Here is a 17,699-nt window from a genome sequence, read left to right as displayed (position 1 = left end):
ATGAAAAAACTTAACACCTCACTCCTTTTTCTTGCAGCTTGGCTCCTCCTTTTTTCCTGCGCAGAAAAAGCACAGCAAAGGGAAATTCAGCGCGGGCTGATTGCGGAGAAGGCCATGGTGGTTTCCGCTCGGGAGGAAGCTTCCAAAATAGGAATTGAAATCATTCAAAAAGGGGGAAATGCTTTTGATGCCATGATGGCTACTGAAATGGCTCTTGCAGTCACTTATCCATTCGCGGGTAATTTAGGAGGCGGAGGATTTATGGTTTATCGAATGGCAGACGGCACCGTGGGCTCCATCGATTATCGTGAAAAAGCTCCCTTGGCTGCTCATAAAGACATGTTCCTGGATGAAAATGGAGAATTTGTCCCACAGCTGAGCCAGCAAAGTGCTTTAGCCTCAGGTGTACCGGGAACAATAGCCGGAATTTTTGAGGCTCAAGAAAAATTCGGGAAACTCACCCCAGCAGAAATCCTTCAACCTGTCATCCAATTGGCTCAAAAAGGATTTGTGGTGACCGAGAACCAAGCTCAGCGATTTCAAAGGTTACGCCAAGTAGCCACTGAGGTAAATGGTCCGGAAACCTTCTTCAACCGGGAAATAAATGCCGGAGACACGCTTAAAATACCAGTATTGGCTGCTACTCTGGAAAGAATTGCGAAGAATGGTCGCGACGAATTCTACAAAGGTGAGACTGCAAAAATCCTCGCCAAGCACATGCAGGAAAAAGGAGGAATTATTACAGAGGAGGATTTGGCCTCTTACCAAGCCGCTTGGAGAGATCCAATAGTTTTTCCTTACCGAGGATATAAAGTCATTTCCATGGCTCCTCCGAGTTCGGGTGGAATGACTTTAGCTCAAATTATGAAAATGATAGAGCCGTTTGAGCTTTCAAAGCTTGGACATCATTCTCCCGAATACATTCAGGTTTTGGTGGAAGCAGAACGTAGAGCATACGCTGACAGAAACTTCTATTTGGGTGATCCAGATTTCATAGAAATACCTGTAGATCAACTACTCGATGAGGCTTACTTAAAGTCAAGGATGGAATCATTTTCAATGGAAAAGGCAACTCTTTCTTCAGACATTTCAGAAGGAAAAATCGTCTTTTCAGAAAGCATGGAAACCACCCATTACTCCATTGTGGATGCTGATGGAAATGCCGTCTCAGTGACCACCACCTTGAATGGAGGCTATGGTTCTAAGCTATATATAGATGAATTGGGCTTCTTCATGAACAATGAAATGGACGATTTCAGTGCCAAGCCAGGAATCCCAAATATGTTTGGACTGATAGGAGCTGAAGCCAATAGTATTGCCCCTGGGAAAAGAATGTTAAGCTCAATGACTCCTACCATCGTTGAAAAAGACGGTAAACTCTGGATGGTAGTCGGAACTCCCGGCGGATCCACCATCATCACCTCTGTTCTACAAACAATCCTCAATGTTATAGAATTTGATATGGGCATGCAGGAGGCCGTGAATGCACCAAGATTCCATCACCAATGGTTGCCTGATCTAATCAACTTCGAACCAGATTCCTTTGATACTACGCTGATTCAGACTTTGAAAAGCAGAGGATATTTAATCAATGAAGGAAATAGCCCGGTCATCGGAAAAGTAGATGCCATTCTGGTGCTCCCTGATGGAAAGCTGGAAGGTGGGGCAGACCGAAGAGGAGACGATAAAGCAGTAGGATTTTAGATTGCCCTATCCTAGGAATCTAGGTAAAGTAATCATCAACAAGAAAAAGGGCTATTCTTAAGAATAGCCCTTTATCATTCTAGCAATGTATTTTCCGATAATGTCAAATTCAAGATTGACCTTATCTCCCACTTGAAGTTGGTGAAAATTGGTGTGCTCAAAGGTGTAAGGAATAATAGCTACTGAAAATCGGCCCGGCCCACTGTTGAAACAAGTTAGGCTGGTTCCATTAACGGTGATGGACCCTTTTTCCACCGTAACATTTCCCAAGGTATGATCGAATTCAAAATCAAAAATCCAAGATCCGCCTTGATCAGTGATTTTCTTAACAGTTCCCACCTGATCCACATGCCCTTGCACAATGTGCCCATCAAATCTCCCATTAGCAGGCATGCATCGTTCTAAATTGACTTTTTTGCCAATTCTCCAGCCAGAGAGGTTGGTCTTTTGAATCGTTTCGTCAATGGCTGTCACACGATAAGAATCGGGAGTAGCCAGGACCACAGTCAGGCAAACCCCGTCGTGCGCTAAAGACTGATCGATTTTCAACTCATTGGCTAAAGAGGATTCTAAATCAAAATGAAAATTTGAGCCTTCTTGTGTAATGTTGGTGATTGTTCCAAAGGTCTCGATGATGCCAGTAAACATGGAGGAATTTTTAAAATTCAAACTTTCAGGACTTAAGCAAAATTTGCCGGTTTTGGTTTCAAAGTAAGCGAATTATTGCTTTATCTTCGACAGAAAAACCCACCAATCCCCAATGCTCAAACTCGAAGACACTTACCTTCACAAAGGAAAAAGGCGTGCTTTAGTCCAAGAAATTAAATCGAAAGGCATCAAGAGTGAGCGTGTTTTGGAAGCGATCAATACGCTGCCAAGGCATTTCTTTTTCGATTCGGCACTGATTTCTCATGCCTATGAGGACAAGGCCTTTCCCATTGGTGAAGGTCAAACCATTTCACAACCCTACACTGTAGCTTTTCAAACTGAGCTTTTGGACATCAAACCTGGGGATAAGGTCCTTGAAATAGGAACAGGCTCCGGATATCAAGCATGTATTCTTCACCTACTGGGAGCGGAGGTTTATACTATTGAGTATCAAAAGAAACTTTTTGAAAAAACACAGAAGTTCCTCGCAAGACTCGGCATCCAGATGAATCTTTTCTATGGAGACGGGACCGGAGGTCTGCCTCAACAAGCTCCATTTGACAAAATCATAGTAACTGCCGGTGCACCGATTGTTCCCGAGGCATTGATTCAGCAGCTCAAAATTGGAGGAATTTTGGTTATTCCTGTGGGAGACAGAAGACGCCAGGCCATGGTGAAAATCACCAAAAAATCTAAATCAGAAATCCACCGGGAAGAGTTTGAAGGATTTGCCTTTGTTCCTCTTTTGGGAAAAGATGGGTGGAAGTGATTTAGTTAGAATTATGGACTAGGGTCTAAAAGCTAATGTTTAGAATTTTATTCCGATACCTGAGTCAATATTTAGCCTGACAAAATATTATTCTTATTTTTGCTCAAATACTTATTTATGGCGAAGGAGAAATTTGCAAAGGAATCAGTGACCATCATGACAGAGATGGTGCTGCCTAACGATACGAATACACTTAACAACCTCATGGGTGGTCGATTAATGCATTGGATGGATATTGTGGCCGCCATTGCTGCGCAAAAGCACTCCAATCGCATCGTAGTCACCGCTTCAGCAGATAGCATTTCTTTCAAGCAGCCAATTAATCTAGGAAATGTGGTTACTCTGAAAGCTCAGGTGACCCGTGCTTTCAATTCTTCGATGGAAGTTTATATCGAAGTGACCGCTGAAGATATTCCTGCCAATAAAAAACTAACTACTCACCGGGCATTTTTCACATTCGTGGCGGTAGATCAAAACGGCCGTCCCATTGAAATCCCCGAGCTAGTTCCACAGACTGAAGAAGAAATTGAGCTTTTCGATGGAGCATTGAGAAGAAGACAATTGAGGCTGGTTTTGGCCAAAAGAATGAAACCAGAAGACGCACAGGAACTCAAGTCGATTTTCAATTTGGATCCTGCCAAATAATCAAGCTAAAGGAAGGAATCCCCTTCCTTTTTCTTTTTTAAATTCCAGTCAAACTTTGCCAAGCGCTATTTTTTAGGCAATTTCCCCACATGAATATGGAAAACCTGCACGAACTAGCTTCATTTATCCAAGAGGATATTTTTCTCCTTCCAGAGGATCGAGACAGGGTAAAAGCAGAATTGAATGAGGCAAATTCCAAATCGATGGAAATCGAGATTCAGGAAGAAATACAGGCACCTCCAATTCCAGTCAAAGGCAATTTCACCAAAGGAATTCTCATCGTCCATGAGGAGCAAGAACTTTCGCCATCCATCATGGATATGCTGGTCAAAATGGTGAATGCATGCGGACATTCCATGACTGAGATCGGTTTGGTCAAGGCCGAGGATTTAGAAAACCGAAGCATGGAGGATTTCAATGCGCTAAATGCCCACACCGTATTAAAATTTGGTCGCGTCAAGCATTTGATCAATTCCATCCCTGCTCCAACCTATGAAGTGTACACCGAGGATGAAACTGAGTACATTTTTGCCGACTCCCTTACTGTAATTTCAGAAGACAAGGAGCTCAAAAAGACGCTTTGGCTGGCCCTGCAAAAGTTATTTAAACTCAAAAGTTGATCATCCATGAATAGTGAACAAACCAAATGGGCTAGAAGATTTAAATGGATCAGTCTGATTGAAGGGATTTCCTTTCTCCTACTGCTCTTTGTCGCAATGCCTTTAAAATACCTATTCGATATGCCCATGGCAGTATCAGTCGTAGGCTGGGCGCATGGCGTATTATTTATTCTTTACATCTACATCGTATTCCCTACTGCCAGCAAATTAAAATGGGAGTTTGGACGTACGTTTTTTGCACTCATAGCTTCTATCCTGCCTTTTGGACCTTTCATTTTCGATAGAAATCTAAAGAAGAGTCAGCACGTAAAACTGTAAACAAATGGCCCTGATCAGCAAAAAAAAACTCATTTACCCTATCTCAGCGGGATTGAGAAAATACCTGATTAAATATGGCCGGGAAGTGGATATTCCAATTCATTACCATGAACTGCTGAGATATACTAACTCTATAGCCCTTTTTGATTCCAAAGATCAGGATACACTCTGGGAAACGGTCTTTTATGATCAGAACGACAGGGAAGAGATCCACGGGAATGTCAAGAAAATCTATGCTTTGCTGAAAGCAGGTGGAGATATGTCTGTGATGGATCACCTTTATATCGATCGGATTGACCTCTGTATCTACGGAAATACCCAGCCCTTTAGAGTCCGAATAGTCAATCGAATCAATGATAATTTCGACTATTTCTACATCAAAAATGCCGATGCTTCCAGAGTATATGGATTGGAGTTGGAGGACCTTCTTTCTCCAAACCGAATCAGCTATCTAGTACATAAAAACACCTTGATAGAAGAGCACATCGCAGGGATTCCAGGGGATAAGTTTATGCGGCAATTCAAAGCTGACCCCAACTTGAATCCTATACGATTGGCCAAAGAGTTTGTAAAATTCAATGAACGCTGTTTTGTGAGACTCCTAGGCGACATGCATTCTTCCAACTTTGTCGTGGATGTCACTCCAGATTTTGAAGAAACACACTACCGAATCAGGGCCATTGATTTTGACCAGCAATCCTATGAAGGAAAAAAGTCGATTTACTTACCTCAGTACTTCAAGGAAAATAATGATCTGATCAATTTGGGAATGGAATACATCACCCCAGAATCCATGCGCCAGTATCAACGAGAAGAGCGAGCTCTGATTGCGACTAGACTAAAATCCTCCCATAAGGAGATTGAAGATGTGCTCCATACCATGGAAAAAGATAAAATCGCTCCACCTGAAAATGTTCACGCATTGAAAATGGATCTGGCAAAGCATTACAAAAATGAAAAATTCCTCGCCTGCAAAAACATGGGAGAAATTCTGAGAACAAGTTTGGAACAAGTTCTTTAAGTGGACTGAAAACCTTATTTTAGAAAAATAGGATAGTGAGATTTTCCTGTTTGGCTAAGCTTTTCGGGTTGATTTTCGGTATATCCTAAACGTAAACCCTTGTAATCCGCAGATTCTATGTTTGTTAAGAAATACAGCACTTTTGAATGGGTAGATTTTAAAAATCCGAAAAAACAGGAGCTAACCAAGTTGATTAAACCCTTTGGAATCAGTTATCATGTCCTTGAAGATACTCTTCAAGTAGGACACCTTCCTAAGCTTGAAAAACTGCCCAATTTGAATTTTATCATCCTCAGGGCCTACTCTACTACCCCAGATCATAAATTCTCAACGATTTCTGATTTGACGAACAAGATTGGCTTTTTCTACAATGATTCGATCTTAATTACGATTCACCAGAAAGGGTTTAAATTTTTGGAGGACATCAATGAAGACATGCCGGATCCTGAGTCATTGATGGTGAAGATTGTCGAAAAAATGCTCAGTACTTACGAAGCACCAGCAGAATGGCTTTCTGATCAGATGGATGAATTTGAAAAGGATGTTTTTCTGGGGCAAATCAAAAAATTCTCTATTCATGATTTGTACTTTAATAAAGCAAAGGCTCGGGTTTGCAAAAAGCTTTTACTACAAACTCAAACCGTTTTAAACCAAGTTCAAGTAAACCCGAAAAATTTGGCAAAACTGCAGGATGAGAAAGAAACTCTTTCCAACTTAATCCACCAGTTTGATGAGTTTCTGGAAGATTCTAATTCGATATTGAATATTTACATGTCCTCCACTTCCCAAAAAACCAACGATGTGATGAAGCTGCTGACTATTTTCTCAGCATTTTTCTTACCTCTGACTTTTATCGTGGGAGTTTATGGAATGAATTTTTCCCACATGCCTGAACTTCAGCATCCATTGGGATATCCGCTCACATTGGTTGTGATGGTGGCAATATCTGCGGTAATATTTATTTGGTTTAAGCGGAAAAAAATCATTTAGAAATCAAGTAGACGACCCTCTTTTTTGGCTTGATTATCTAACGCTGTCCCAACCCCAATTCCTATAGAAAGTCCCATGGGAATTCCGATTCCTATAAAAGCATAATTTTTTATCAAAGAAGAAAAAACGACTCCAAAAGGAACTCCAAAAACGGCCATTCCTACTCCCATCCAAAGATTTCTGTAATAGTTTTTGGTGACCAATTTTGCCATATCACGAAGCGAAACTACCAGTGTATTCTGAAGTTTTGTCAACGATTTGACCAAAAGATCAGAAGGGCTGGAGATATACCCCAGCTTTTCAATTTTTTGATTGAATTCATCTGCTAATCCATCCGGAAGCTGATGCTGATTTGCAGCCTTAATAAGGCTGTTAAATTTCAAAACAGCTAATTCGAGCTTTTGAGATTTCCCTGAAAAATCTGAGGACAACTTAAATTCCCTAATTTTCATATATGAAGTTGGAAATTTGAGCTTAGGTTTTTTGTCTGGAATTACTTAATCAATCGTCTGAGATAAGTTCCATACCCGCTTTTTCCGAGCTTATCTGCTGCCTTGAGCAATTCCTCTTTATCAATAAAACCGTTTCTATAAGCGATTTCTTCAATACAGCCGATTTTCAATCCTTGACGTTCTTCAATCACCTCAACGAACTGTGCTGCCTGAAGAAGGGATTGGTGAGTGCCTGTATCCAACCAAGCTGTTCCTCGATTCAGAATAGCAACTTGAAGTTTGCCCATTTTGAGGTACTCATTGTTGATATCCGTGATTTCCAATTCTCCCCGTGGGCTTGGTTTTATGTTTTTAGCGATCTCTACCACTTGATTATCATAAAAATAGAGCCCTGGAACCGCATAATTTGACTTTGGGTTAACTGGCTTCTCTTCAATGGAAATAGCTTTTTGATTCTCATCAAACTCCACAACCCCATAACGTTCAGGATCATTGACATGATAAGCGAAAACCACTCCTCCATCCGGATCTGTATTTTCCTGCAAAGTCCGATGTAAGCCTGATCCATAAAAGATATTATCGCCCAATACCAAGGCTACTTTGTCTTTACCAATGAATTCTTCCCCAATGATAAAAGCTTGTGCTAAGCCATCTGGACTCGGTTGGACGGCGTATTCAAATCTACATCCTACCTGACTACCGTCACCCAGCAATTTCTGAAAGGAAGCGGAGTCCTCTGGAGTTGTAATGATGAGAATTTCCTGAATTCCTGCCATCATCAAAACTGACAAAGGATAATAGATCATCGGTTTGTCATAGACAGGCATCAGCTGCTTACTTACAGAAATAGTCAATGGATAAAGACGAGTGCCGGAGCCTCCGGCCAAAATGATTCCTTTCATGGAAATAAAATTGGAGATAAAAACCGATACAAAACTATTATCCTGAGTAGATTTAAAAAACCATTCATGAAAATATTACTCATTTCCATAGGAACACGCGGCGATATCGAGCCTTTTATTGCCCAGGCTGAAAGACTTCAAGAGGCTGGTCATGAAGTTTTTTGCCTATTTCCAGAGCAATTTCGCGAGATGGTTGAAAACCTGGGTTTCAACTTTCTGGGCTTGGATAAGAGGTTTCTGGAAATGTTGGATTCTACTGTTGGCAAATCTGTAATGGGTGGTGGTGCAGGCTTTCTGGCGAAAATCCGAAATTTTGGAAAATTGATTAAAACTTCCTTTTCCATGCAGTCTAGTCTAATTCTTCAACAGAAGAATGCAATTGAGACTATTCAACCTGATCGGATTTTATACCATCCAAAGGCAATGTATTGTAGCCTTCCAGCTATGGCGTTTCCAAATAAATATTTCTTGTTATCGCCAGTTCCTTGTGTGATTCACCCCCACCAAGAATTTCCACATTTGGGTTTATCTAAATGGGAAGCTTTTCCCAAAAAATGGAATATAAATAGCTATAAATTCGTCAATTGGTTTCGCTATAAGACCTTTAAGAAGTTTTTAAAAGTCCATTTCAAGGATTTTCCTGGAGTGAATTTCACTACCCAGAGCATGAATGAATTTGAATTGACCCGACTTCAAACTATTTATCAGATCTCGCCAGTTCTATTCCCTAAACCCTCATATTGGCCAAATACTGCCCAAATAGTGGGTTACCTCTACCGAAACCAATCGAGGAATTTCAATCCAGACTCTACTTTATTGAATTGGTTGAAAATGCATCCAAAAGCCATCATGGTTACCTTTGGATCCATGACCAATCCTAAGCCTAAGGAGATATCCCAAAAAATCATTTATCTCCTAGAAAAGCACGAAATTCCTGCGATCATCAATCTTTCTTGGGGTGGTTTGGAGAAAATTGACGGTACCTCTGATAGAATCTTCTACGTCAATCAAATCCCCTATGACTGGATTTTACCCAAGCTCTATGGCATGATTCATCATGGGGGATCTGGCACCACTCACCAAGCGGCCAAAGCTGGAAATGTCCAATTGATCATTCCACATATTATGGATCAATATTTCTGGAATAGATTAATTTTAAAGCACGGACTTGGCCCAAATGGTATCAGTATTCATAATTTTGACCCTGTACTATTTGAAAAATCACTATTGGACTTTTGGACTAATTCTGTTTATAAAACCAATGCTATCGAAATCGCAGAAAAAATGTCACAAGAGCCAGATTATAACAAAATCCTTAAACTCCTCGAAAATGAGATTTAACCTGACCCAAAAACTAATTTTCTTTGTATTAGCAGGGTTATTTTTTGCTTGTTCCCAACCTCAGGAAATAGTTTTTCAGCAAAGTAATCTTGAAGAATACCGGCCTGTATATCACTTTACCCCTGCTAAGGGTTGGATGAACGATCCCAACGGTATGATCTACATCGATGGAGAATATCATTTATTTTATCAATACTATCCCGATAGCACTGTATGGGGACCTATGCATTGGGGACATGCGAAATCCACTAACCTAATAGATTGGGAAGAATTACCCATAGCCCTGTATCCAGATAGTTTAGGCTATATTTTTTCCGGAAGTGCTGTATATGATCAGGAAAACAGTTCTGGTCTTGGCCCAAAAGAAAATCCTCCCTTGGTAGCCATTTTTTCCTACCACAATATGGAAGGTGAAAGATCTGGGAAAACAGATTATCAAAGTCAGGGGATTGCCTTTTCCCTCGACAAAGGGAACACTTGGGAAAAATATTCGGGAAACCCTGTCTTACCCAATCAAGGAATAAAAGACTTCCGGGATCCAAAAGTCCGAAAAATCAAAAACTCCAATGGAAAAGAGGTTTGGATGATGACCTTGGCTGTTTTGGATCAAATCCAGTTTTACCAATCCGACAACCTTATTGACTGGAAATTGGCTGGTGAGTTTGGAAAAGGCATCGGCGCACATGGTGGAGTCTGGGAATGCCCAGATTTGATTCCCATGAATGCCCCAAATGGAGAGACCAAATGGATTTTGCTGGTTAGTATCAACCCGGGAGGCCCTCAAAAAGGATCCGCCACGCAATATTTCATCGGAGACTTTAATGATGGTCAGTTTGAACCTGATGATACGATGATCCGATGGCTGGATTATGGTCCAGACAATTATGCTGGAGTGACTTGGTCTAATCTCCCGTCTAGCCAAAACCGGAATTTATTTATCGGATGGATGAGTAATTGGCTTTATGCCCAAATGGTTCCTACCTCCTCTTGGAGATCTGCCATGACCATAGCCAGAGAATTGTCCCTTTTTGAAATTGACGGCACTTTACTGGTAAAATCCTCACCTGCCAAAGAATTAGAAGTTAACCGTGGTGAGGTTTTTGAAATCTCCGGCAAAAGTTCAAACCTTCCTGGGGCTTCATTTGAATTGAAGGCAGAAGTAGAAAATGATTTTTCGCTGATTTTCAGCAATGAATTGGGTGAGAAAGTAACTATTACCCGAGAAATGGGCTTGATAAACATTGATCGTTCTAAGTCCGGGCGGTCAGAATTCCACCCTGATTTTGCAGCAGTTCATTCTGCACCCATGAGTTGGGAAGCCAAATCTATCCGCATTTTTATGGATGCATCTTCTATCGAACTCTTCGTGAATGATGGAGAAATCGTCCTCACCTCCCTCCTTTTTCCCAGCTCACCTTACAAAACGGTGGAGCTAATTTCAGGAGTAAATGATGCTGAGTTAATCAGGCTAAAAAAATAAGGAGCTTATTAAAAAAATCTGAAATCTTTTGATTTACCTTTGATTTGGTTTTGAGTATTCAAAAATGAAAAAACAGGGATTTGCTTTCCTTTTGGGTCTTTGCTGGCTAATCAGTCTAGCCTCCCATTTTTCATTTACAGAGGCCCACTCCATACCTCAAAAGGATTCCGATCGCCAAACTGTGGTCGGAGAATTTCAGGATATCCAACCTTTCTTCAGAAACTCTTACGAGACTCTCAAAACCCCGCCGTTTGAAATTGACGTCAGGCTCCTTGCTAAACTTAATTCTGACTGGATTCCTGATTTTGCCAATCCTTCTAAGATCTATTTTCCCCCTTCTTTTTTTCAAAAGTCGAGGGCACTTTTTGATGTCAAACGATTATTTGTCCAGTATTTCTACAGCTGGTAGGTGAATGGTTTTTTCTAGGGTCTGAAAAGACCAAAACTATTCTTCATTCACCTTATACAATACACACATGATCGATATTGAACCTGTGACATTGGTGTTTTCCTTTGTCCTATTCGGTGCATTTACTGTACCCTTCATTTACCATTCCCGGTTAAACAAAAAGAAAGAGTCGAAGCTAATGGAAAAGCTCTCAGGCGCAGCTTTATCCCAAAACTCGAAAATTGATCTTCAAGAAACATGGAGACATGAATACGCTATAGGTATAGATTCATCTAAAAAGATTCTATTCTACCACCAAGATTCTCTGGAAGGATCTCCAAAGAGCATTGAGCTCCGGGATTTTAGAAAAGTAAGTGTCTCCAAAAAACTTCTAGAATTAAAATCGGGAGGTTCTGCCAAACCAGTACTGGATCAAATCACCCTAGAACTTTTGCCAAAAGACTCCAAAAAAGCAGCAATCCATCTGGAATTATATGATGGAGAGAAATATTCAGATCTGCTTGGAGAAACCCTTTTGGCTGAAAAATGGGCTGAACTAATCCAAAAGAACCTAAACTAAACCAAATTGGGGTGGCTGATTGGGCCACCCCTGCCCTTTTCTCCGATTTATGATAGAAAAAAAAGAAAGCTGGGGGTCTCGAACAGGGCTCATCTTGGCAATGGCTGGAAATGCGGTTGGGCTAGGAAACTTTCTCAGGTTTCCTGTTCAGGCAGTCCAAAACGGTGGTGGTGCTTTTATAATTCCTTATTTGGTTTGCTTCCTCTTGATGGGAATTCCCTTGCTTTTCACTGAATGGAGCATTGGAAGATTTGGTGGAAAAAACGGAAACCACAGCACTCCTTATATCCTGGATTCCATGAGTTCTAAGCCCTATTGGAAATACATTGGGGTTTTTGGGATTTTCACCAACATCGCGGTGGTTGCTTATTACACCTATATCGAATCCTGGACTTTGATCTATGTCTTGCATAGTGTTACCGGCACCTTTTCAGGAATGGGAAAAGAAGCTGTAAGTACATTCTTCACCCAGTATGTTGGATTTTCCGGCTCAGATTATGGAATTCCGCTATTTCCCTTGATGGTGTACATTTTGGTGCTAGGTCTCAATGTGTACATCCTTTCCACCGGCCTTGGAGGAATTGAAAAAGTGGCCAAAATCGGCATGCCTCTATTGATTTTATTTGGGATTATCCTCGCCATTCGTGGCTGGACAATGGGAGGTGATTTTGCAACTGAGGAATTCCCTCTGGCAAATGCCTGGGATGGAATCAACTTTCTTTGGACTCCCCAGTTTAGCTCCCTATCTGACCCAAAGGTCTGGTTGGCTGCTGCCGGGCAAATATTCTTTACCCTTTCGGTAGGAATGGGCTCAATCCAATGCTATGCTTCTTATCTCAAAGAGAATGAAGATATAGCCTTAAACTCCGTCACTGCTGGTTTTACCAATGAATTTGTCGAAGTCGTCTTGGGAAGTGCGATTGTGATTCCCATAGCCGCCGGATTTCTGGGGATGGATTGGGTGATGGAAAATGCAGGCTTTGGAATGGCCTTTCAAACCATGCCCTTCTTATTTCAGCAATGGGGCTCTGCATTTGCCACGATTGCTGGCGTATGTTGGTTTGGATTGCTGTTTTTCGCTGGAATTACTTCATCCTTGGCCATGGGAACTCCCTGGATGGGATTTATGAAGGATGAATTTGGCTGGGGAAAAATCAAAGGTGCTGTTTCTTTTGGGGTTTTGGCTTTATTTATGGGAATACCCACTGTTTTATTCTATTCAGAAGGATACTTTGACGAGTATGATTACTGGGCCGGGACAGTAAGTTTGGTGGTCTTTGCCTTATTGGAGACAATCCTCTTTGCTTGGGTTTTTGGTATGGACAAAGGTTGGGAAGAGCTCAACAGAGGAGCTGACATCCGAATTCCTTCAGTTTACAAGTGGATTATGAAATACATTACTCCGGGTTTATTGACTTTGGTCTTCCTGGGGGCCTTGCTTACTCCTGAGCAAAATGATTGGGCGGCAGCAATCACCAATCTTTTCCATGGAGACGGTTGGACTTTGGATCATTCCTCTCTGATTGCGAAACTGTCTTTTCAGGATATCAAAGCTGAAATAGCCCTTCATCCCGAGAATCTTGAACAAATAGAAAAGAAAAGACTCTTCTCGGGTTTGGCCCGAACTCAGCTTCTGGTTTTGTTCTTAGGCATCATGTTGATTGTTTGGTATTCCACTTACAAAAGAAAACAAGCTCATTTATGAATACTTCCGCATTTATCGTCGCCCTCCTCACTCAAGGAATAATCGGAGGAATTACACTTTACTGCTTCTACCGGGTTTTAAAAAAACCGGAATCCAAATGAATTTCTAAACCCACAAGCCTGTTCAAATTTGACAGGCTTTTGTTTTTACTTCCATTAAAGGCATTTTTTGGATAAACTAGAGTAAACAAAACTCAAGAAACCATGAAGAATGAGAAAAAAGAATATTCCAATGGAGAGGTAACCATTACCTGGGAATCCCATAAATGCATTCACTCTGGAAATTGCGCGAGAGGTCTTCCAAAAGTCTTTAATCCCAAACATAGACCTTGGATATCAGTGGATGGAGCTTCCTCAGAGGAAATGGTCAATCAAGTTAAAAAATGTCCCAGCGGGGCATTAGGTTATTATTACCAATAGGAGCGGAATTATATATGCGAAAAATTCTGGTGCTTTTTGCCCATCCCAAATACGAGCTTTCGGATGTAAATCAGTTCTTGCTGGAGAATATCCGGGGCTTGGAAAATGTGACTATTCGGGACTTGTATGAGCTTTACCCCGATTTCCATATCAATATACAAGCTGAGCAGGAACTACTTTTTGAGCATGAGGTAATTATCTGGCACCATCCTATTTATTGGTATTCATGTCCACCGATTCTCAAACAATGGATTGATTTGGTGTTGGAATTTGGATGGGCCTATGGACCCGGAGGGGTTTTCCTTCGGAATAAATATATCCTTAATGCAGTGACCTCTGGGGGATCAGAAATGGTCTACTCTACTGAGGGAAAAAACCGATACACTCTTGGTGAGTTTCTCAGGCCTTTTGAGCAAACGGCCTATCTCTGTGATATGCGCTACCTCCCCTATTTTCATGTTGGGGGAACTCACAGGATTAGCAAAGAAGACTTAGATCAGAAAGCCAAAGAATATCGGGAACTGGTTTTGACCTTGCGGGATTCTTTAGAAATCCCATTTTCATTTATTCAAAAACCTCAGCCATGAATGGATTTTTGCTGAATGCCATCATTTACATTGTTGCAGCCATTGTTTGCGTCCCCATAGCCAAAAAACTGGGAATGGGTTCTGTTCTAGGCTATTTGATTGCGGGCATTTTAATTGGCCCATATGTTTTTGGCTTTATTCAGGATGGACAATCCGGTCAGGATATCATGCATACTACAGAGTTTGGTGTAGTCATGATGTTGTTTTTGATTGGTTTAGAGCTTGAGCCCAAAAACCTCTGGAAAATGAAAAGCCTGATCCTCAAGGTCGGCTTGACTCAGGTGCTGGTCACCACAGCCTTGATCTTTGGACTAGCGATAGGCCTGAATTATTCTTGGCAAATCGGTCTAACCATGGGAATGGCCATGGCATTATCGTCCACAGCTATTGTTTTGCAATCTTTAAAAGAAAAAAATCAGCTGGACAGCTCATCGGGCAAAATGTCTTTTGGGGTTTTGTTGATGCAGGACATTGCAGTAATTCCAATTTTGGCTGCATTACCTCTGTTGGCATCGGAAATTACGCATGGGGCCACAGAAGCACATGGAGGTATTTTAGAAAACCAACCCGGCTGGATTCAAACGCTACTAATTTTCGGGGCGATTGGACTGGTTGTGGTTTTGGGGAGATTTGGGTTTGGACCCTTATTGAATTGGGTATCCAAAACCAAACTGAGGGAACTGTTCACAGCTTCAGCCCTTTTGATTGTGGTAGGAATCGCTTTTTTAATGGGAATGGTCGGTCTAAGCCCGGCTTTGGGGACTTTTCTCGCCGGGGTAATTTTGGCAAACTCACCCTATAAACATGCCTTGGAGTCTGATTTGGAGCCTTTTAAGGGTCTTCTCTTGGGAATTTTCTTCATGGCTGTTGGAGCCACGATCAATTTTGATCTGATCACATCAAATCCAGCTTTTATTATCCTGTTTACACTAGGTGTAATGTCAATCAAAGCTGCAGTTCTTTCTGTAATCGGCTATATCAAAAAGCTAAGCCTTTCGGAAAATTTAGCCTTTTCATTTGGCCTGGCTCAAGTCAGTGAATTTTCTTTCGTCATCTATGCTTTTGCGCTACAATTGGGTTTTCTTGCGGCCGAGGTTTCAGATACCTTGATGGCTATTACTGCGCTCAGCATGACTTTTACTCCGATTCTTGGTCTTATCTTGGATAAAACCATCCTGACTAAGCTCAATTCAGGAAAAAAGAATTCAGGTAGAGAACAAGACTCCATCTCTGAGAAGCACGACTTGATTTTGGTTGGATTTTCTCACTTTGGATCTACTTTGGGAAGATTTTTAAGAGCAAATGGTGTAGAATCCACAGTACTTGATTTTGACCCTGATCGGGTAGATTTTCTTCGTAAAATGGGTTTTAAAGTTTTTTATGGAGATGCTACTCGAGTGGATATGCTTCATGCAGCAGGGGCCGAAAATGCCAAAATCTTGATTTCTGCTCTCAACTCTGAAGAGACTAACCGAAAACTTATTGAAGTGTGTCGGGAAAATTTTCCCAACCTGCAGTTGATGATCCGGGCTAAAAACCGATATGATGCTTATGAATTTCTAGAAATGGGAATTGAAAATATCTATCGTGAGCATTTAGATACCTCCATCAGGATGGGAGAAGATGCTTTGAAGAAACTGGGCTTCAGATCTTATACCGTGCATAGATTAGCTGCTCAATTCAAAAAATATGATGAGGATGCGCTCAAAGTTTTGGTGCAATACAAAAACAACCAAAACGAATACATCAGCAAAATCAAAAAGCAAATTGAACAACAAGAATCCATGATTTCAGGGGAATTATCCAGAAAATTTTCGCTCAATGACCATGCTTGGGACAGTGAGCAAATGAAATCCTAATGCCTTAAAAACCTGCATTTAAACCTATTTTGGTGATGTTTGTTACCTACTAATGCAAATGCAATTCTTAGCATTGCATTCCTAATTCCCCGAGAATAATAGGAATACAAAAACCTTTGAAACCCAGAATCCGTGAATCAGGAAAATGATTTTTGAATTAACAGCTCATTACTAATCAGTTGTAGTTTTTCAATTGTCCTTTCCTTCAAAAAGTAAACGAGTCTCCTTCAATACCTAGAAAACATGAACCAACAGTACTCTCAACTCAAAAAAGCCGTGGAAGTATTTCATTCCTACGGCATCAGGCTTTCAGGGCCAAGAAAAAACGATCACTTCATCAAGCAACTCAATATGGATCCGGTTTTTGTAAACGGATTGATTTTTGAACTTGAATTTAACCTACAGGTCTTTTTGCAAGAAGAAATGCTTGGCAAAGCCTGCACTCCAAAAGAAGTCATTCAGCTTTTGTTGACGATTCCTCAAGACAATTAAAAACAGGCTTAGACCTGTTTTTTTTATTTTAAATCGGTTCGGAGAAAAATAATTTTTGCTTGTATTCGTCTTAGAATTGAAGAAATCCAATTCATGAAAAAGCTTACCCATCTGCTGATTTTCCTTTTTCCGATTACCTGTTTTTCCCAATCTTGGAATGACCAAGATTACCAAAAGATTAGCCCCAAGATTTTTTTTGACCAACAGTCATTAGACAGCCCGATTGATTTCAAGCGCTTGAATTATCCTTTACTGCAAGCAGCGATATTCCATTACACCAATTTGGAGCGACAAAAATCCGGTCTTCCTCTTTTCCAATATTCCAAAGAAGTAGAACAAACAGCGATTGGGCATTCTCAGGACATGGTCAATTATAACTTCTATGGGCATACCAGCCCCATTCGGTTCAGGAGAACGCTCCGGGATCGACTCAATCGTTCTGGACTAAACCCAAAATACATCGGGGAAAATATTTGCAGCACTTTTGGCCTTCAATATCAATCCGGTAAAAAAGTCAGCAAACCCACTAAGCCCGGAGAATTTAGATACTTAAATACTTCCAATCGGGAGCTGATCCCGCCTCATACCTACCGAAGTTTTGCACAGTCGGTGGTAAAGCTTTGGATGGAATCACCTGGACATCGACAAAATATCCTAAATCCCCAATTCACGCATTTGGGATGTGGGGCTTCAGTCTATTTTGAAAAATCATTTTACGGAATGCCCTATTTCATGGCAGTTCAAAATTTCGTCGCCCACTAAAGGTTATTCAGATTTTT

General features: G+C 41.0%; 20 protein-coding genes. 17 read left to right on the top strand and 3 right to left on the bottom strand.

From position 1 onward, the window contains the following. Entirely contained in the window at window positions 1-1,704 is a 1,704-nt protein-coding gene (gene ggt, locus G458_RS0108905; RefSeq protein WP_026951597.1) for a gamma-glutamyltransferase, read from the top strand. A 57-nt stretch (window positions 1,705-1,761) separates the two neighbouring features. On the opposite strand, the gene G458_RS0108900 is transcribed toward ggt, so the two are convergent. Further along, window positions 1,762-2,352: a riboflavin synthase gene (locus tag G458_RS0108900; RefSeq protein WP_026951596.1), complete on the bottom strand. Its 591-nt coding sequence runs from the start codon at window positions 2,350-2,352 to the stop codon at window positions 1,762-1,764. Window positions 2,353-2,464: 112 nt separating this feature from the next. Between G458_RS0108900 and G458_RS0108890 the strand changes: the two genes are divergently transcribed. The 6 genes from G458_RS0108890 (at window position 2,465) to G458_RS0108865 (ending at window position 6,715) form a co-directional block, all read left to right on the top strand. After that, the gene (locus tag G458_RS0108890) at window positions 2,465-3,121 is read left to right on the top strand and encodes a protein-L-isoaspartate(D-aspartate) O-methyltransferase (protein WP_026951595.1); all 657 of its coding nucleotides are present in this window, start codon (window positions 2,465-2,467) and stop codon (window positions 3,119-3,121) included. 117 nt (window positions 3,122-3,238) lie between these two features. Then, window positions 3,239-3,766 carry an acyl-CoA thioesterase gene (locus G458_RS0108885; protein WP_026951594.1) on the top strand — a complete coding sequence of 176 codons (528 nt, stop codon included), beginning with the start codon at window positions 3,239-3,241 and terminating at the stop codon, window positions 3,764-3,766. A gap of 89 nt (window positions 3,767-3,855) precedes the next feature. Then, window positions 3,856-4,386: a hypothetical protein gene (locus G458_RS0108880; RefSeq protein ID WP_026951593.1), complete on the top strand. Its 531-nt coding sequence runs from the start codon at window positions 3,856-3,858 to the stop codon at window positions 4,384-4,386. Between the two features lie 6 nt (window positions 4,387-4,392). Beyond that, entirely contained in the window at window positions 4,393-4,704 is a 312-nt protein-coding gene (locus G458_RS0108875; protein ID WP_026951592.1) for a DUF3817 domain-containing protein, read from the top strand. 4 nt (window positions 4,705-4,708) lie between these two features. Continuing rightward, a complete protein-coding gene (locus G458_RS0108870) occupies window positions 4,709-5,725 on the top strand; it encodes a hypothetical protein (protein WP_026951591.1) in 1,017 nt (338 codons plus the stop codon). 117 nt (window positions 5,726-5,842) lie between these two features. After that, window positions 5,843-6,715, top strand: coding sequence for a CorA family divalent cation transporter (locus tag G458_RS0108865; RefSeq protein ID WP_026951590.1), 873 nt, complete (start codon window positions 5,843-5,845; stop codon window positions 6,713-6,715). Here the strand turns inward: G458_RS0108865 and G458_RS21405 are convergent. Both G458_RS21405 and rfbA read right to left on the bottom strand, forming a co-directional pair. Continuing rightward, window positions 6,712-7,167, bottom strand: a complete 456-nt coding sequence (locus G458_RS21405) for a hypothetical protein (protein ID WP_051287157.1) — start codon at window positions 7,165-7,167, stop codon at window positions 6,712-6,714. The two genes, G458_RS0108865 and G458_RS21405, sit on opposite strands and share 4 nt — an antisense overlap. 41 nt (window positions 7,168-7,208) lie before the next feature. Continuing rightward, complete coding sequence (rfbA, locus tag G458_RS0108855; RefSeq protein ID WP_026951589.1) at window positions 7,209-8,069, bottom strand: glucose-1-phosphate thymidylyltransferase RfbA; 861 nt, start codon at window positions 8,067-8,069, stop codon at window positions 7,209-7,211. Between the two features lie 66 nt (window positions 8,070-8,135). Between rfbA and G458_RS0108850 the strand changes: the two genes are divergently transcribed. The 10 genes from G458_RS0108850 (at window position 8,136) to G458_RS20490 (ending at window position 17,682) form a co-directional block, all read left to right on the top strand. Beyond that, window positions 8,136-9,410: a glycosyltransferase gene (locus G458_RS0108850; protein ID WP_026951588.1), complete on the top strand. Its 1,275-nt coding sequence runs from the start codon at window positions 8,136-8,138 to the stop codon at window positions 9,408-9,410. Further along, on the top strand, window positions 9,400-10,890 hold the full coding sequence (locus G458_RS0108845) for a glycoside hydrolase family 32 protein (RefSeq protein WP_026951587.1): 1,491 nt from the start codon (window positions 9,400-9,402) through the stop codon (window positions 10,888-10,890). Before G458_RS0108850 ends, G458_RS0108845 begins: the two co-directional genes overlap by 11 nt. Window positions 10,891-10,954: 64 nt before the next feature. Continuing rightward, window positions 10,955-11,299 (top strand): hypothetical protein, encoded by a 345-nt coding sequence (locus G458_RS21865; RefSeq protein WP_026951586.1) that lies wholly within the window; start codon window positions 10,955-10,957, stop codon window positions 11,297-11,299. A 67-nt stretch (window positions 11,300-11,366) separates the two neighbouring features. Next, window positions 11,367-11,858 carry a hypothetical protein gene (locus G458_RS0108835; protein WP_026951585.1) on the top strand — a complete coding sequence of 164 codons (492 nt, stop codon included), beginning with the start codon at window positions 11,367-11,369 and terminating at the stop codon, window positions 11,856-11,858. Between the two features lie 49 nt (window positions 11,859-11,907). Then, entirely contained in the window at window positions 11,908-13,563 is a 1,656-nt protein-coding gene (locus G458_RS0108830; protein ID WP_026951584.1) for a sodium-dependent transporter, read from the top strand. Between the two features lie 203 nt (window positions 13,564-13,766). Next, complete coding sequence (locus G458_RS0108820) at window positions 13,767-13,982, top strand: (4Fe-4S)-binding protein (RefSeq protein WP_026951583.1); 216 nt, start codon at window positions 13,767-13,769, stop codon at window positions 13,980-13,982. 14 nt (window positions 13,983-13,996) lie between these two features. Continuing rightward, a complete protein-coding gene (locus tag G458_RS0108815; protein ID WP_026951582.1) occupies window positions 13,997-14,569 on the top strand; it encodes an NAD(P)H-dependent oxidoreductase in 573 nt (190 codons plus the stop codon). Beyond that, on the top strand, window positions 14,566-16,428 hold the full coding sequence (locus G458_RS0108810; protein ID WP_026951581.1) for a monovalent cation:proton antiporter-2 (CPA2) family protein: 1,863 nt from the start codon (window positions 14,566-14,568) through the stop codon (window positions 16,426-16,428). The genes G458_RS0108815 and G458_RS0108810 overlap by 4 nt, the downstream gene beginning before the upstream one ends. Before the next feature lie 243 nt (window positions 16,429-16,671). Further along, the gene (locus tag G458_RS0108805) at window positions 16,672-16,920 is read left to right on the top strand and encodes a hypothetical protein (protein ID WP_026951580.1); all 249 of its coding nucleotides are present in this window, start codon (window positions 16,672-16,674) and stop codon (window positions 16,918-16,920) included. 93 nt (window positions 16,921-17,013) lie between these two features. Further along, on the top strand, window positions 17,014-17,682 hold the full coding sequence (locus G458_RS20490; RefSeq protein ID WP_051287155.1) for a CAP domain-containing protein: 669 nt from the start codon (window positions 17,014-17,016) through the stop codon (window positions 17,680-17,682). Window positions 17,683-17,699 lie beyond the last annotated feature (17 nt).

The sequence above is a fragment of the Algoriphagus mannitolivorans DSM 15301 genome, assembly GCF_000429425.1.
GTDB lineage: Bacteria > Bacteroidota > Bacteroidia > Cytophagales > Cyclobacteriaceae > Algoriphagus > Algoriphagus mannitolivorans.
This window is presented reverse-complemented; position numbering and strand designations above follow the sequence as displayed.

Coding starts and splice junctions, on each gene's coding strand:
- ggt (WP_026951597.1), top strand. CDS start 1: ATGAAAAAACTTAACACCTCACTCCTTTTTCTTGCAGCTTGGCTCCTC.
- G458_RS0108900 (WP_026951596.1), bottom strand. CDS start 2,352: ATGTTTACTGGCATCATCGAGACCTTTGGAACAATCACCAACATTACA.
- G458_RS0108890 (WP_026951595.1), top strand. CDS start 2,465: ATGCTCAAACTCGAAGACACTTACCTTCACAAAGGAAAAAGGCGTGCT.
- G458_RS0108885 (WP_026951594.1), top strand. CDS start 3,239: ATGGCGAAGGAGAAATTTGCAAAGGAATCAGTGACCATCATGACAGAG.
- G458_RS0108880 (WP_026951593.1), top strand. CDS start 3,856: ATGAATATGGAAAACCTGCACGAACTAGCTTCATTTATCCAAGAGGAT.
- G458_RS0108875 (WP_026951592.1), top strand. CDS start 4,393: ATGAATAGTGAACAAACCAAATGGGCTAGAAGATTTAAATGGATCAGT.
- G458_RS0108870 (WP_026951591.1), top strand. CDS start 4,709: ATGGCCCTGATCAGCAAAAAAAAACTCATTTACCCTATCTCAGCGGGA.
- G458_RS0108865 (WP_026951590.1), top strand. CDS start 5,843: ATGTTTGTTAAGAAATACAGCACTTTTGAATGGGTAGATTTTAAAAAT.
- G458_RS21405 (WP_051287157.1), bottom strand. CDS start 7,167: ATGAAAATTAGGGAATTTAAGTTGTCCTCAGATTTTTCAGGGAAATCT.
- rfbA (WP_026951589.1), bottom strand. CDS start 8,069: ATGAAAGGAATCATTTTGGCCGGAGGCTCCGGCACTCGTCTTTATCCA.
- G458_RS0108850 (WP_026951588.1), top strand. CDS start 8,136: ATGAAAATATTACTCATTTCCATAGGAACACGCGGCGATATCGAGCCT.
- G458_RS0108845 (WP_026951587.1), top strand. CDS start 9,400: ATGAGATTTAACCTGACCCAAAAACTAATTTTCTTTGTATTAGCAGGG.
- G458_RS21865 (WP_026951586.1), top strand. CDS start 10,955: ATGAAAAAACAGGGATTTGCTTTCCTTTTGGGTCTTTGCTGGCTAATC.
- G458_RS0108835 (WP_026951585.1), top strand. CDS start 11,367: ATGATCGATATTGAACCTGTGACATTGGTGTTTTCCTTTGTCCTATTC.
- G458_RS0108830 (WP_026951584.1), top strand. CDS start 11,908: ATGATAGAAAAAAAAGAAAGCTGGGGGTCTCGAACAGGGCTCATCTTG.
- G458_RS0108820 (WP_026951583.1), top strand. CDS start 13,767: ATGAAGAATGAGAAAAAAGAATATTCCAATGGAGAGGTAACCATTACC.
- G458_RS0108815 (WP_026951582.1), top strand. CDS start 13,997: ATGCGAAAAATTCTGGTGCTTTTTGCCCATCCCAAATACGAGCTTTCG.
- G458_RS0108810 (WP_026951581.1), top strand. CDS start 14,566: ATGAATGGATTTTTGCTGAATGCCATCATTTACATTGTTGCAGCCATT.
- G458_RS0108805 (WP_026951580.1), top strand. CDS start 16,672: ATGAACCAACAGTACTCTCAACTCAAAAAAGCCGTGGAAGTATTTCAT.
- G458_RS20490 (WP_051287155.1), top strand. CDS start 17,014: ATGAAAAAGCTTACCCATCTGCTGATTTTCCTTTTTCCGATTACCTGT.